The following is a 14522-nucleotide window of genomic DNA, read 5'->3' as shown; positions in this document are numbered from 1 at the left end:
GTCTAGAACCACATGGCACCAATTTCCTCATATTCCGCTGTCATGCCCGTTTTGTCCTTGTTTGGCAGTCCGTGCTGCGTCCAATACAAGGACCGGTTGGATGAACGCACCCATATCGTGAATCCCATTCACCGACTCTGAATCATGAGTGCCATCCCATTTTATATTGTCAGGACCTGTGGTGATTCCAAGCACGAAACTGTGATTTCTTGATATTCATGCCAGACATTATATAAACATTTCCATGCGATCGATGAAAGTGGCTATATTCAAATAAAAAACACCGCCTTTTTCGGGCGATGTTATCAAACTATGTTTAAACGTTTATCTGATGGATTTATATTGTCAGTTTTTTTACATAATACGTGTTTCATCGGCTTTTGATTTTATTGCCTCCGCTCTTATCGTCTGCGAAACGGGTGCTATCCGGCTTGGTGGATTGCGTCCATCACAAGCAGATTTAATTGTTCTCGAACCTTAACGGACGCTCCGATAATGATAAGTGCAGGGTTCTTGATCTTCATTGCCACTGCTTGTTTATGAATAAGCCCAAGTGTCCCCGTAACCGTTCTCTGCAGTTCCGTCGATCCGTTCTCGACTATTGCTGTGGGCGTATCCGCATCTTTACCGTGCATCAACAATTCTGTACGAATTTGTTCCAATTGGGCGATACCCATATAAATAACCAACGTATCGACACTATGCGCGAGCAAATCCCAACGAATTCGCGTTTCCGGACTTGAGCAGCGACTGCCGGTTACGAAGGCTACAGAAGAACTCATCCCCCGATGGGTTAAGGGAATTTCGGCTGCCGATGCCGCCCCCAATGCCGATGTGATACCCGGTACCACTTCATAAGGTATGCCGCGCTCTGCCAAGGCCAGCGCTTCCTCCCCTCCCCGTCCAAAGATGAAGGGGTCCCCTCCTTTCAGGCGAACGACATTCTTTCCCTGCATAGCATATTCAACAAGCTTGCGATGAATTTGCTCTTGGGACATCGTATGTGCCCCTGGTGATTTGCCACAGTAAACGAGTTGACTCTCCGGCTTGGCTACAGCAAGCAATTGCTCGCTAACAAGGCGATCATAGAGGATAACATCTGCTTCCTTAATAAGACGCAAAGCTTTCACAGTAATTAACTCGGGATCCCCAGGGCCGGCACCAACAATATACACAGTACCCGTCTTCATACGATTTTCTCGGCAACGGCTGTATCCCGTCGGGGTTGATTCATCTCTATCGTGTTACCTAATGACGTCTTGTAGCCCTTCTGCGACAAGTATAAGAGAAGTCCCGTAAACAAAGCACCGCCTATAAAATTCCCAATCAGTACAGGAAATTGATTCCATATCCACCAATCTCCCATGCTGACCTTCGCCCCCAGCATCATGCCAGCGGGGATGACGAACATATTAACAACTGCATGCTCGAAGCCCTGCCCGAAGAAAATGAGAATAGGCAGCCACATTGCCACAATCTTACCTACCGTAGAGCTTGATGTCTGCGCCATAACCGCTCCAAGCGTTACCATCCAATTACATAAAATGGCCTTGATGAACACAAGCATCATACCGTTCATTCCCATATCCTTGTAGGCGATCGTTTTCGTTTCAGCTGTTTTGATCAGCAATTGAGCAAGGGGACTCGCCATGTCGGTTCCCATCTTAGACACCGTAAGCCCGTATAAGGCAGCATAGATCGCACATCCGACCAAGTGGCCTGCAATAACCCACGTATAATTTTTCAACATCTTGCCGACCGTTGTCTGCTTCTTGATTACGGATAAGGGAATAAAAGCAAAACTCCCTGTGACAAGCTCCAGGCCCAATAATACAATGATGACGAATCCTACTGGAAATACGAGTGCGCCCACTATGCCAAGATTGGTCTGCAGCGTTGCCGTGAATGCCAACGTCGTGGCACACGCCAGAATCGCCCCCGCCAATACACCGCGGATGAACATGTTCATGACGCTCATCTCGGCTTTAGTCTTCCCTACCTCCACCATTTGGTTAACGACTTGCCCAGGTTTGATATAATCCATATCTGTCATCCTCCCTCATCTAAATAGTTACATATATGGAGCCATTGGTTCGATCAACCTCAACTTCGTAAGTGTTCACGCAGCCATCATCAGGTTCGTGTACATTCCCTGTTTGCAAATCAATCTTCCAGTCGTGCAAAGGACAGTGGACCTTTCCTCCGCATACCATCCCTTCAGATAAAGCCCCTCCTTTATGCGGACACTTGTTTTCGACTGCGAATATTTCACCATCTGATAGGCGGAACAATGCAATTTCCAGATTGTGTACCACTATCGTGCGCGAGCCTTTTGGATCAATGTCAGACAACTGGCCAATTAAATATTTAGACATACGATTTCTCCACCTTTCCTAGTCTGCTTGGTGTTAGTCTATTAGGGGTTGTACCTGCTTGAGTGGTTCAAAGTTTTTGCGTAGGGAATCTTCGTTTACGATCTGCTTCCAAGGATCGGTGGTCATGCTGAGTGCCTTCTTAATCCGTTCGCTGAGCAGCGCTCGATCCTCTGGCTTCTCAAGCGCGCGTTTGACCGTTTCCAGTCCGACCCGCTCGATCCAATTGGAGGTACGCTCGTTCCACTGCGCATTCTCCCGATAATATTGCAAGAAGGCACCAGCCCATTCACTAACTTCATCCTCCGTCTTGACCACGCACAACAGCTCCGTCGCTCGGACATGAACCCCTCCGTTACCGCCAACATGCAGCTCCCAGCCACCATCGATGGCAACAACTCCAAAATCCTTGATTGTGGCCTCCGCACAGTTCCTCGGACATCCGGAAACCGCAAGCTTAACCTTCGCAGGTGTATTCAGCCGTTCAAGCTCCTTCTCCAGCCTGATCCCCATGGCGATGGAATCCTGCGTGCCGAACCTGCAGAACGTGGACCCGACGCACGTCTTAACGGTGCGAAGTGTCTTACCGTATGCATGCCCTGAGGGCATATCCAGCTCTTCCCACATTCTTGGAAGATCCTCTTTCTTCACACCCAGCAGATCCAGCCTCTGTCCACCTGTGAACTTTACCATTGGAACATCGTATTTCTCTGCGACCTCGGCGATTTTCTTTAACTCTGACGGAGATGTGACTCCCCCGTATATTCTTGGAACAACCGAATAAGTACCGTCCTTTTGAATATTTGCATGGTATCTTTCATTCGTAAATCGCGACTCTTTCTCATCTGCATACGCTTCGGGCCACAGCATGCCCAGGTAATAGTTAAGTGACGGGCGGCACTTCGCGCATCCTTCGGGATTCCGCCAATCGAGCACATGCATGACTTCCTTGATCGTCATCATTTCCATTCGTTTAATCTCAGCAACAATCTCATCTCTTGTCAGTGAGGTACAGCCGCAAATCCCTTCCTTCACCTGTTCGCCAGCCTCATCACCAGCGTACATTCTCAGCAAGCCTTCAACTAATGGCTTACACCCCCCGCAGGAGGCAGATGCCTTCGTGCACGATTTGATTTCACCAACGCTCCTGCAGCCTTTGGCAATGACCGCATCTGCTATTGTGCCTTTGGATACACCGTTACACCCGCAGATGATCTCGTCCTCTGTCATATCTTTAAGTCTGCTATCCGATGATGAGGCCACACCTCCACCAATGGAACCGCCAAGCAGCAGCTCCTTTTCGCGTCCCGCTACAATTTCTCCATTCTTGATCATGGAGAAGAGCTTTGCTCCATCCTGGGTATCTCCGAACAGTACAGCCCCAATCAGCTTATCGTTCTGGAGTACGATTTTCTTGTAGACGCCGTCTAGCTCATCCTGGTAACGTAAGGACCGCGAGCCTGCCGGTTCCTCGTATCTTCCTGCGGAGAATACATCCACGCCTGAAACCTTCAGTTTCGTGGAGGTCACAGAGCCCGCATAACCTATAGTCTCGACTCCTCCCAATTTCTTGGCAAGCACTGCACCCTGCTCATAGAGCGGTGCCACGAGACCATACGCGATTCCACGGTGTTCTGCGCATTCTCCGATAGCATAGATATCCGGGATACTCGTTTCCAGCCAATCATTAACGACGATTCCACGGTTGATTTCAATGCCGGAAGCCTTAGCCAGCTCCACATTCGGACGGATACCTACCGCCATTACGACAAGGTCAGCATCAATCTTGCTACCGTCCGTGAACCTGAGCGCTGTAACCCTTTTCCTCCCAACAATCGAATCGGAGTTTTTCGACAGCAGAAATTTCATCCCTTGCTGCTCCAGCTCCGCCTGCAGCATCTTCGCCGCTGTTTTATCCAGCTGCCTTTCCATGAGATAGGGGTGAATGTGGACAACGGATACATCCATTCCAAGATGCAGCAAGCCTCGTGCCGCTTCAAGACCCAACAGACCGCCGCCAATGACGACTGCTTTTTTATATTTACGAGAGGAATCCATCATGATTTCGCAGTCCTTGATGTCTCGAAAGGCAATAACTCCCTCCTTGTCCGCCCCCGGCAGAGGAAGCATGAAAGGATTCGAACCCATTGCCAGGATCAACACGTCATAGGAGACCGTTATGCCTTGATCGGAGACGACACGTTTATGAATCGAATCAATGTGTGTCACTCGATGACCGGCAAATAATTGTATGTTATTATCCTTGTACCAATCCCAATCATTAATAACGATTTCCTGGAGATCAGCACCACCTGCAAGAACCGAGGACAGCATAATCCGGTTATAATTAGGGTGCGGCTCTGCTCCAAAAATCGTGATTTCATAAGCATCCGGAGCTAGCTTAAGCAGATGCTCAATCGCCCTTACACCCGCCATTCCGTTCCCGACCAGCACCAGCTTCTTCTTGTTAGTTCCTTCCATACCATCATCTTCTCCTCTCGAAATTCCATTAAAAAAACACAAAAGCCCGCTTCGTTCCACGATAAATAATCCGTGAAAGACGATAGCAGGCTCCATTGCCGCTTAAAGGGGTACCTCATTGTACCCCGAATATTAAATTGTTAATTCGAATATACTACGGACTTATTTCGATGTCAATATACATAACACATTTTTTCGAAAACTAAGCAATAGACAATATAATTAAATCTGTGTTATATATTTATGTGAGGATATATAACAAATAAAGTTTTGGCTATCGAAATCAATGAAATGGGGAATCATTCATGCGTTCAGTGTTGGTTATTCATAACCAAAAATTGGCCCAAGAAGGAACGTTCTTCCCCGTATCAGATTCGCTTTCCCCCGAACGCATTCTACGCTCCAATGGTTATATCGTTACCTGTACCTGCGACCAAGAACAGGCTAAGCAGCTCATTATCGATGCGGATGCGGCCGTATTACAGTTGTCAATGGATGAGGTTAAACCTTGGAGCACCTTTCTTATGCAGCTTAAGGGTCTGCCTTTAATCTGGTGGTGTGATGAACGTTCTGCCTCCCAGTCCTTGGAAGCTTGCGAGGATGACGTGATGCTGGATGGAATGCTTACCCCTTTTATGAAAGGGTATGAGCTCCATTGGGCACTTCACTTCAGTTCCAAGCAATTCGTTGAACGCCAGCAATGGTACAATGAGCGGGAGCAGCTGCTCAGCCGTATCGAGGAACGTAAATGGATCGATATGGCTAAGAGTATTTTGTGTGAGATTAAATCCATCACTGAATCGGAGGCTTATGACATCCTTCGTAAACAAGCGATGAATGAACGCAAGAGATTGGTCGACGTCGCTACGTCCATCGTGAAAGTCTATCAATTGCTCCAAGTGGGCAAAGAAAGCAGGGCGAAGCCTAAATGATCACATATTTGAAGGAAGTTGGACGTGGCAAACGCGGAGCCCGCGATTTGACATATGAGGAATCTCTAGAAGCCGCAGAACAAATCATCAACCTTCGGGCAACTCCAGCCCAGATTGGCGCCTTCTTCATGGCGGAGCGCATTAAGATGGAAAGCGTGGAGGAACTGGAAGCCTTTGTGAAAGTATGCCGTGAAGCCGCTTACCGCGAACCGATCCAGGAAGGCATCGATTGCACCGGACCCTATGATGGACGTAATAAATCATTTTTTGCCACATTTGCCGTTTCGTTTCTACTCGCTGCAGCCGGGTTACCGGTGACGCTTCATGGTACCGCCTCACTCCCCCCCAAGTGGGGAGTGACACTGCATGACATTCTTCTGAAGGCAGGAATAACCATAAATGAACGAACACGCGCGGAAATAGTTGCAGCTGCTAAAGAAACCGGAGTATTGTATGTCCCTGCAGAAGAATGGTGCCCTCCACTAAAAGAATTGCGCCCGATCAGGGAACAGCTCGGAATGAGGACTGTATTGAATACCGCTGAGAAATTAATCGATTACAGCTGCTCCCCTTACCTGGTATTTGGCGTTTACCACAACACTGTATTTGATCGGTTATCTCGGCTCACGACTCAATTGAAATACCGCAAGTCTCTTATCGTCCAAGGTACCGAGGGCTCGGAGGACCTGTTCATCGATCGACCGACTCGCACCTATATGGTGGAGAACGGGCACGCTTCCCTTCATGTCGTCAATCCGGAGAACCTGGGGCTTGATTCTCCCCTTCCCGAAACGACTTGGAACGCTGCCGAGCAGCTTCGGGTGACTGAATCTGTTCTTCACGGTGACGCACATATCGGCTTCACCCATCAGGTACTATTGAACGCTGCATACAGGCTCCATCTGGCTGACAGGGTTGAATCTGTCGAGGAAGGCCTATATACTTGCAAGGCTCACCTGGAATCAGGCGAAGCTTGGAATGTTTACTTCAAGTGGAAGGCCATGCTCTCCTTAGTCTAGGCCGCGATATCAGTTTTGTTATATGCTTCATTAAGTGAATGACTATTTTTAGGTTAAGACCCCCCTCTTGCTCTTGGCTAATGGTAGGTGCTTGCCAGCCCCATTCCCAGAATTTCACCGTAAAGAAACGCCCATGCAGGGCTTGCATACTAATAAGGATGAGCATTATGCTCATCCTTATTAGTACTGGAGTCTCTCCCAACCCTAAGATAGTCGTTAATCCGGTATCACTTGAGTAAATTGAATGGTATAGGAATTGCTAGTTGTTCCATCCGCAGAGGTTGTCGTGACTCTAGCAGTACCCGGTATACTAGATGGTAAAGCATACGTAACAGTCGAGGGTGATGCAGTGCTCGCATCCATGGCTGCAGCTGTAACCGTCGGAACAGCCGCACCTACCGGCAAGACTACATGATAGCTGTAGGTATTAGAATCAAACCCTTCTATCGTTTGTCCGTTTACCTGCAAATCCCCCAGTCTCGAGGGTACACGGACTCTGTACTCCGCTTGGTTTACTCCATTTACAGCACTGTTTGCTGTTATGGTAGAGCTACCTGCATATACACCAGTTATGGATACTGAAGGTACATTCTTATAGGTTGTTGTAGTCTCCATAGGAATGGTTACAGCTGCACTGCTTGATTTCCAGTCAGCATTGAGATTTGCTGTATTCGGGAAAGCCTTTGAAGATTCCAACTCTATGTTCTCTCCTACTTGAAGAATCGTCACAGAATTTTCTGCTTTCACAGTTATAGGTACAGTATACCCATTAGACAACCTTACAAATAAAGTGGAATACTCTGCAGCTCTATTAAAGGATGCCTTCGTCCTGTCAACCTGGATAGTAAAAGTTATGCTATCGTGGCTTCCAAACGTTCCAGAAGAAGGTGAAACTGTGTACCAATCCTCTTCTGCGTTGTGTCTAATCGTGTAATTTCCTGTTCCCGTTAAAGCACCTGTAGAGATTGTGAAAGTTGCTGTGTCAATTGCTTCAGGTATGCTGACCAGATATTTGTCTGCCTGGAACGGGATAGGCCGCTTCGGAAACAGGCTGCTCTCCCCTTGTTCAAAGGCACCGATATCCGGAGTGCTGCCCGTGAAAGTATCGGCAAAGTTATTCACTACCGTTCCCTTATCCATTACATTGACTTCCTTTGCAGCATCAATACCGGAAGCTGTCAGTGTAAATACACCTGCATCGGGATTGGTCATCTTCCCTATTTTGAACAGCCCATGTGCTTCGGCACCAGGGTTTGCAACAATTTGTCCAGCACCATCTGCAGCAGCGCTGCGACCGAGAGCATCATAATCGAAATTCGTAGCGGGATTTACTGACGGGCTATTATCTTCAATATTATAGAAATAGGAGGAACCATTGATCAGATTTCTCATTACAACAATCAGGTTATTTCTGGTGCCACCATACCAGTTCTTGGGCGTGCTGCTGCCTACAATAGCTTTGGGAACCGCATAGATGGTATTATTGAAAAACCACGTTTGTCCCTTATACACCGTGCTGTTGTTGCCGCCTAATTTGACTACTGCGCCGGTTCCCGTACGTCTATAGTCATTCATATTGTAAAGCACATTCTTGAAAGCATAGCTTGGTCCTACCATGTTCGGCGCGAAACTCATGCCCGCGTAGCTCATTTCGAATCGGTTGTCAAAAACCCTGATATTGGACTGCCCTCCGTCCAATTCAATACTATCATCATTGGAGTACCCGAAGAAATTGCCGTAAACGTCCGCATCTTTATAAAAACCACCGCTTTCCTGGTTATTAAAATACCCGCTGATAACATCATTGAACCGGTGGTATTCATCCGTCCCGCTAAAGTCGTTATACCGAACTACCATCCCGCCTGCACTTCGGAGATACATCGCCTCGGGTCCCTGCGGATGGGAATTGCTGAAGGGTTGCCCGTCTGAATTGATGCCCGTCCATGGATTTGCGTATCCTCTCGGTTCATGCACGTAACTTCTTTCTACGACTATATTCTTCGAATCTTCGATTCTGAAGCCTGCATCGCCCTCCAGCATGTTCCCTTCGGCATCTATAGGAGTTCCATATCCAACATCACTCTTATTAATAAAAGCAATCTGTTCAGGGGTAGTTACGGTATCGACAGCAATCCGTCCCCAACCGGAAATATCAGCATTACTAATTCTAACGTCGTGAACGGTATTGTTCATAAATATGCCGTTCTTCTTTCCACCTTTAACTATAAAGCCATCCAGTATCGTATAAACCGAATTTGTAACCGTTACAGCATGATTGGTTAGTTCCCCGGCATCGATAGTCAGTCCCGTGTCATTGACAATCTTAATCCAGCCGGTATCGGTTCCTGTTATACCGTCTATGGTCAAACCGCCACTCGTATATAAGCTGGACAAGGAAATGGTCTGTGCAATGGCAGGATTGGAAGTCCATGTCCGGAAGCTTCCTGTCTCTGATTTCACCAATGTACCTCCATAGAATACATCCGATTTCACTTCATAGGCTGTGTCTTCTTCAAGCCTTACTATACTTCCCGAAAAAATTTCCTTACCCGGAATATAAATCGGCTCTAACGCCTCTTTCCATACAGAATCCCCAGTCTTCCTATAGTACAGATGGCGGATTAAATCATCCCTCCCACCAGCTATGTAGACACTGGCAGATTGAAAAGACGGGGTTAAGGTTAGACCATAAACGGGAGCAGGCATCCCAGCCATTACAGTAACGGTGCTGGACGCCGTGTACACTGCGTTCGTAACACTAGACGGGGTGACAGTCGTAGAAGTCGCTGTGATGGTCGCGGTACCTGTATTAACTGCTGTTACCAAGCCATTGTTTATATCAACTGTAGCTACATTGGCATTGCTGCTGGTCCACTTGACTGCCTGTGGCGCCCCGGCAGGAGCAACTGCTGCCGTGAGGGTTTCTGTTGCTGCCTTCTCTAAGGTTGTAGCTGTCTTGTTAAGACTAACACCCGTGACAGCTACAGGAGCCGTGCCTGCAGTTTGAACTAAACTGATATCATCAATGTAAGCAATCATGCTGCCGCTAACTGAGCTTATAGAAAACACATAAACCCGCATATAGTTTGCATTGGCAGGAACCGTGAAGCTTTTCTGAAACAGGGTGTAGCCGGATGTAGTTGTACCTGTTACGCCACCAACATTTACATCCGCGCCGACCTGTACAGCACCGGTATTGCTAAAGTTATCCGGGTTGGCCTTGTCGTAGAATCTGGCAGTCATTCCCGTAGAGGATGCAGTATTCGTATTAAGGGTTACGTTCATATAATAGGATATTTGATAGGTCTGTCCGGGAATAACAGAAATATATTGCTGAGCAGGCGTTTTTTGACTGCCGGAGCCCGCCGTAACCTTTAAAGCATTATTCCCCGAGCGAGCATAGCTTGAACCTGCTGGAGTACCGTTCGCAGCTTTTGATCCGGTAGAGTCCAGTCTCCACCCATCAAAAATCAAAGTACTCGTACCATTAGCACTCTCGAATCCGGTGTTCAGCAGTACTCCATTTCCATAGGCTGCAGCCGGAGCTGCCATCCCTAGAGGAACATAAACCAACATCATGCAAAAAACTAGAAACTTACACAAACGTTTTTTTAACGAAAGATTCATCAAATAACTCCTCCTTCTTTTGGATATATCCACGATCATTGTAGCTTCGTAAATTGATATCCGTCTATATTCATTTATTCAGAAACAGTGGTTTCCACGGCAGGAGTAAAGATTGTGCTTTTCTACCCTATTCTATTGTTAACTTGAATCTATTCGTTATGGAAAATTACAGACTGCTGCAACAAAACAGCGCTGCCTTCACCAAGGCAGCGCTGTAAGCCTACTCATTCTGTTGGGGTGAGACCGTTCCAGCATTTCTCTCACGGAACTGACCCGGTGTAATTCCTTCAATCTTACGGAAGTAACGTATAAAATTGGTCGGGCTCGTGTACTTCAGCTTCTCAGCGATTTCAGTGACCGTCATATTGGTATCGGTTAACCAGCCTTTAGCCATTTCCAGGCGATGCTTCAAGAGATATTCGCTGAAGTTAACACCCGTTTCCTGCCGAAATATTTTACTGACGTAATGCGGGTGATAATGAATTTTGGAAGCGCACATCTCCAACGTCAGATCGATATCGAAGTCTTCATGAATCATTTGAATAACAGCCTTAGATATTTTCTGAAATTGTGAGCTTCGTCTTTCCTCCAAACTGGTAATCACCGGAATAATCAGCTTATGCAGGAACCACTCCTCCATTTCTTCCACAGTCCGAAGTCCCGACATTTGCTCGATTAGCGGGGCCTCCCCATTGACAAGCTGTCCCAGCGGGATTCCCTCAGCTTGGAGCAAGCCGCTGATTTCCGTCAAAATCCGGAATAAGGAAAGCTGATATTCCTGAAAGTGGAACGGAGGCTGGACCAGCTCCTGCATGAATTCCCGCAGCTTCTCCTCGGCTTGGATACGATATCCACTTTTGATCGAGATCAGCAGCTCTTGTTCCAGCTTCAAAGGATAATGCATCGTTTCAACGGGACCCGATACCACATCCTCGCTGTAAATAATCGCCTCATTGCCCAATCTAACCCGATAATTCAGCGCTTCCTCCGTCTCATGATAAGCTCTTGGAATATCTGTCCATTGCTCCACAGGCAGACTAAAGGCAATGCTTACGGTAACGTCCAAGTAAGTCGCCGCCGCTTTCTGTACAGCTTCTGCCCACAGCTGGAGCTCGCCACTCCACATCTTATAATCTTCTATATTTGTACCCAATACGTTCAGTTGGCAGTTGCTGGTTACGATGGGTATGAGCCTGTAGGGGAGCGGAATGAGCTCACTCACCATATTGCTGATGGCAAAGAGCAGTAAATCCTGATCGTTGCGGCTATAGCGTGTCCCTTCCAGTGTATCTATCTCGACAGCCATGACCGTTATTTGCTTCCACTCCACTGCATAGCCGAACATAGAGAGCTTCTCGTTGATTTCACGTTTATGTACATCTCCCAATATGAGTTTCTGTACGAAAAATGCTTCCAGTTGAGCCGTATAGCCTTCAATTTGGCTTGACATTATCTTCTCTCGGTCCAAGAGACGATACACGCCTTGTCCGATCTGCTGGATATGATCCTCCTTGCTGTTATCCGGACCTCGAAGCTTTTCACCCTGTCCGAGCAAGACATTATGCAATGAGCGTATAGGACGGTACATATTGTTGGAGCCGAACCACGCAGCGAACAGAATAAGCAGCAAGATGGCGGAACATGTCCACCAGGTAAAACGACCAATGGACTTTGATTCTTGTGTTATTTCATCAATAGATGCTGCGGCCAAATAGTACCATCCTGTATAGCTCGAGCGTAGAAAAGTAATCCCATACGTCTCATCATTGTGCTTGATGAGGAGTTGGCCCTCTGTCTCCGTATGGTTCGTCAGTTGTTTCTTTATTGCCTGATCGACAAGCAGCTTTTGTACGGTACCCTGATCCTGTCCAATGAGCAGGTTCATGCTGCCATCAAGAATGGCCGTGCTTCCCAGCGGGTTCGTGCGCAGCAGCAGCATGTTCAGATGGGAAAAGGGGATGTCCACAACAATGAGTATAGATGGATTAGGAACATACAACTGACTTTTCTTTAGGAACCGGATGCCATGCTCATTTCTAGTCCAGGTGGAATTCAGAGATGAATTTAGAAATTCCGCATATGGCCTCAGCTCTTCAGCTTTATTCTGAAACGTCACAATCCCCGTATTGTTTACTCTCCATTGATATTGCATGTTATACATCGTTACATCAAATACGCCAAGCTCATAGACCTGCAGCTGGCGCATGCTTGTTTCAAGCCTGTTGAACGGTTCATATTTATTATAATCGAGCGGTATATTGTACAAATCCGTGCCTGATGAAGTGCTGAGATACGCCGCAAGCGATGTCTCGACGGTCTTCATATTTTGTTCAATAGCTAACTGACTGTGCTTCAAGATTTGTAAATTACCGACTTCTACATACTGTTGGATCGTAGTTGAAGCTCTGAAGTAGGATAAAAATCCAAGAATGGCCAGTGGTACAACACCAAGGAGGAATCCGTACACAAGAAGTTTATTCAGATAGGTCATTTTACGGAAATTCATAGATAGTCCCCCTTGGATGCTGCAACTCTAAAAATTATTTAGCTGCTTTCTTGTATTCCGCAGTGAATTCAGCAATGATCTTATCGCCGCCCGCTTTACGCCAATTTTCAATTGCCTTATTATAGCCTGCTTCATCAATCTGTCCCATAATGAACTTCACTTGAGCATCATTTTTGATTTTGTCGAGCTCCGGTCCTTTCTCGGACTTCGTAGCAGAGATCAGCGAGCTGGCAACATCATATACAGCAATTTTCTCGTTCGCTGCTACCAGATTACCAACCAATTCATCAAGCGGCTCCTGCTTCAGCGGCAATCCTACATTCGCATGAGCAACGGCGAGCTGGCTGAAAGCGTTAATGCCAGCTTTAGATACGTCAGACAAAGTCTCATTCTGTACTACTTTCTGGCCTTCCATCTTGTAGTCCGTATCTTTTATACCACGATAGGCAAGGGTCATACCTTCAGGAGTCGACAGTTTGTCGAAGAAGTCAAGAATCTTGAGCAGTTCTGCTTCGGTCTTGATCGTGCTCTTGGAGAAGAAATATCCGCCCAAGGCACCGCCAGTGGAGGAAGCTCTCAAGCCTTTGGATCCAGGCAGCCCTTGAAGATAACCAATCTCCAGCTTCGGATCGAGCTTAGCGCCATCCTTCTGAATGAGCTTCACCGTACTGTCAACCGCAATAATAATTCCCGCTTTCCCTTTGACCATCATTTCCGTCTGCTGCGGGCCGTTCAGAAGGGCAAAATCCTGATTCATGGCTTTGTCAGCATAGAGCTTACGGTAAAACTTGAGTCCTTCCAAATATTCAGGGGTTAAGAAATTCGGAACCACCTGATCGTTCATGATTCCGTTGGACATAGGTCCGCCATAATAAATGGAAATATCGCGAGTTAAAGCATCCAGCGCACTGTATTCTGTATAACCTACGGTATCGTTCTTACCATTTTTATCCGGGTCCTGATCCGTAAACGCTTTCGCCATATTGTAAAGATCGTCCAGTGTCTTTGGCTCCTGCAAACCTAGGTTCTTCATCCAGTCCTTACGGTACGCGATGATGTGCCTAGCAGAATCACGGAACCTGGGGAGCAGGTATATCTTACCATCATAGCTGACACCGTTCAATACATTAGGATTTAACTTGCTGAGATTTGGAAATTGCTTGAGGTATGGGCCAATTTCCCAGAAGGCTCCGGCTCTAACGGCATTAATAACATTCGGCGCCCGTCCTGTGTTGGTCAACATGACCTGAGGCAGCTCGCCTGAGGCCAGTGTCGCATTAAACTTGTCATTGTAGGCTGTTGCTGGCACCCAAGTAAAGTCAAGCTTTGTATTCGTCAGCTTCTCCATCTCCAGCTTGATCGGATTATCGTCCTTTGGCGGATCTCCTGTAACCTGAGCCATAATCTTGATCGTGGTAGGCGTACTCACTGCTGCCGCCTTCCCGCCCGCTGCCGGTTTAGAACCTACATTGTCGGCACCTGTCCCGCAACCAGCCAGCAGAGTACCTGTTAATGCTGCCGCAATAGCTGCTGCTGTAATGTGCTTGAAAGTAAAAGTATTCATTTATTGTTTGACCTCCTGATT

The 14522-nt window shown here is 47.1% G+C and carries 10 protein-coding genes; 2 read left to right on the top strand and 8 right to left on the bottom strand.

Going from position 1 to position 14522, the window contains the following annotated elements; all coding sequences use genetic code 11:
- Positions 1-2: 2 nt before the first annotated feature.
- The 5 genes from NST47_RS19125 to nirB all read right to left on the bottom strand — a co-directional run bounded on the left by NST47_RS19125 (position 3) and on the right by nirB (position 4853).
- Positions 3-128: a hypothetical protein gene (locus NST47_RS19125; RefSeq protein ID WP_341156530.1), complete on the bottom strand. Its 126-nt coding sequence runs from the start codon at positions 126-128 to the stop codon at positions 3-5.
- Positions 129-422: 294 nt separating this feature from the next.
- On the bottom strand, positions 423-1190 hold the full coding sequence (gene cobA / locus NST47_RS19120; protein WP_341156529.1) for a uroporphyrinogen-III C-methyltransferase: 768 nt from the start codon (positions 1188-1190) through the stop codon (positions 423-425).
- Entirely contained in the window at positions 1187-2044 is an 858-nt protein-coding gene (locus NST47_RS19115) for a formate/nitrite transporter family protein (protein ID WP_341156528.1), read from the bottom strand. The genes cobA and NST47_RS19115 overlap by 4 nt, the downstream gene beginning before the upstream one ends.
- Before the next feature lie 19 nt (positions 2045-2063).
- The gene (gene nirD / locus NST47_RS19110; protein WP_076228844.1) at positions 2064-2375 is read right to left on the bottom strand and encodes a nitrite reductase small subunit NirD; all 312 of its coding nucleotides are present in this window, start codon (positions 2373-2375) and stop codon (positions 2064-2066) included.
- A 33-nt stretch (positions 2376-2408) separates the two neighbouring features.
- Positions 2409-4853 carry a nitrite reductase large subunit NirB gene (gene nirB / locus NST47_RS19105; protein ID WP_341156527.1) on the bottom strand — a complete coding sequence of 815 codons (2445 nt, stop codon included), beginning with the start codon at positions 4851-4853 and terminating at the stop codon, positions 2409-2411.
- Between the two features lie 305 nt (positions 4854-5158).
- On the opposite strand from nirB, the gene NST47_RS19100 reads away from it, so the two are divergent.
- Together NST47_RS19100 and NST47_RS19095 are read left to right on the top strand one after the other, a co-directional pair.
- On the top strand, positions 5159-5785 hold the full coding sequence (locus NST47_RS19100; RefSeq protein ID WP_341156526.1) for an ANTAR domain-containing response regulator: 627 nt from the start codon (positions 5159-5161) through the stop codon (positions 5783-5785).
- Positions 5782-6804 (top strand): anthranilate phosphoribosyltransferase, encoded by a 1023-nt coding sequence (locus NST47_RS19095; protein WP_341156525.1) that lies wholly within the window; start codon positions 5782-5784, stop codon positions 6802-6804. The genes NST47_RS19100 and NST47_RS19095 overlap by 4 nt, the downstream gene beginning before the upstream one ends.
- A gap of 216 nt (positions 6805-7020) precedes the next feature.
- Here NST47_RS19095 and NST47_RS19090 read toward each other — a convergent pair whose 3' ends face one another.
- The 3 genes from NST47_RS19090 to NST47_RS19080 form a co-directional block, all read right to left on the bottom strand.
- On the bottom strand, positions 7021-10431 hold the full coding sequence (locus tag NST47_RS19090; protein ID WP_341156524.1) for an Ig-like domain-containing protein: 3411 nt from the start codon (positions 10429-10431) through the stop codon (positions 7021-7023).
- A gap of 220 nt (positions 10432-10651) precedes the next feature.
- A complete protein-coding gene (locus NST47_RS19085) occupies positions 10652-12937 on the bottom strand; it encodes a helix-turn-helix domain-containing protein (RefSeq protein ID WP_341156523.1) in 2286 nt (761 codons plus the stop codon).
- Positions 12938-12971: 34 nt separating this feature from the next.
- The gene (locus NST47_RS19080; RefSeq protein WP_341156522.1) at positions 12972-14501 is read right to left on the bottom strand and encodes an extracellular solute-binding protein; all 1530 of its coding nucleotides are present in this window, start codon (positions 14499-14501) and stop codon (positions 12972-12974) included.
- Between the last annotated feature and the right edge of the window lie 21 nt (positions 14502-14522).

Origin of the sequence: Paenibacillus sp. FSL H8-0034, assembly GCF_038000305.1 — a bacterium.
Lineage (GTDB): Bacteria > Bacillota > Bacilli > Paenibacillales > NBRC-103111 > Paenibacillus_S.
Note: the sequence above shows the minus strand (reverse complement) of the source record. Positions and strands in the feature narration are given on the sequence as shown.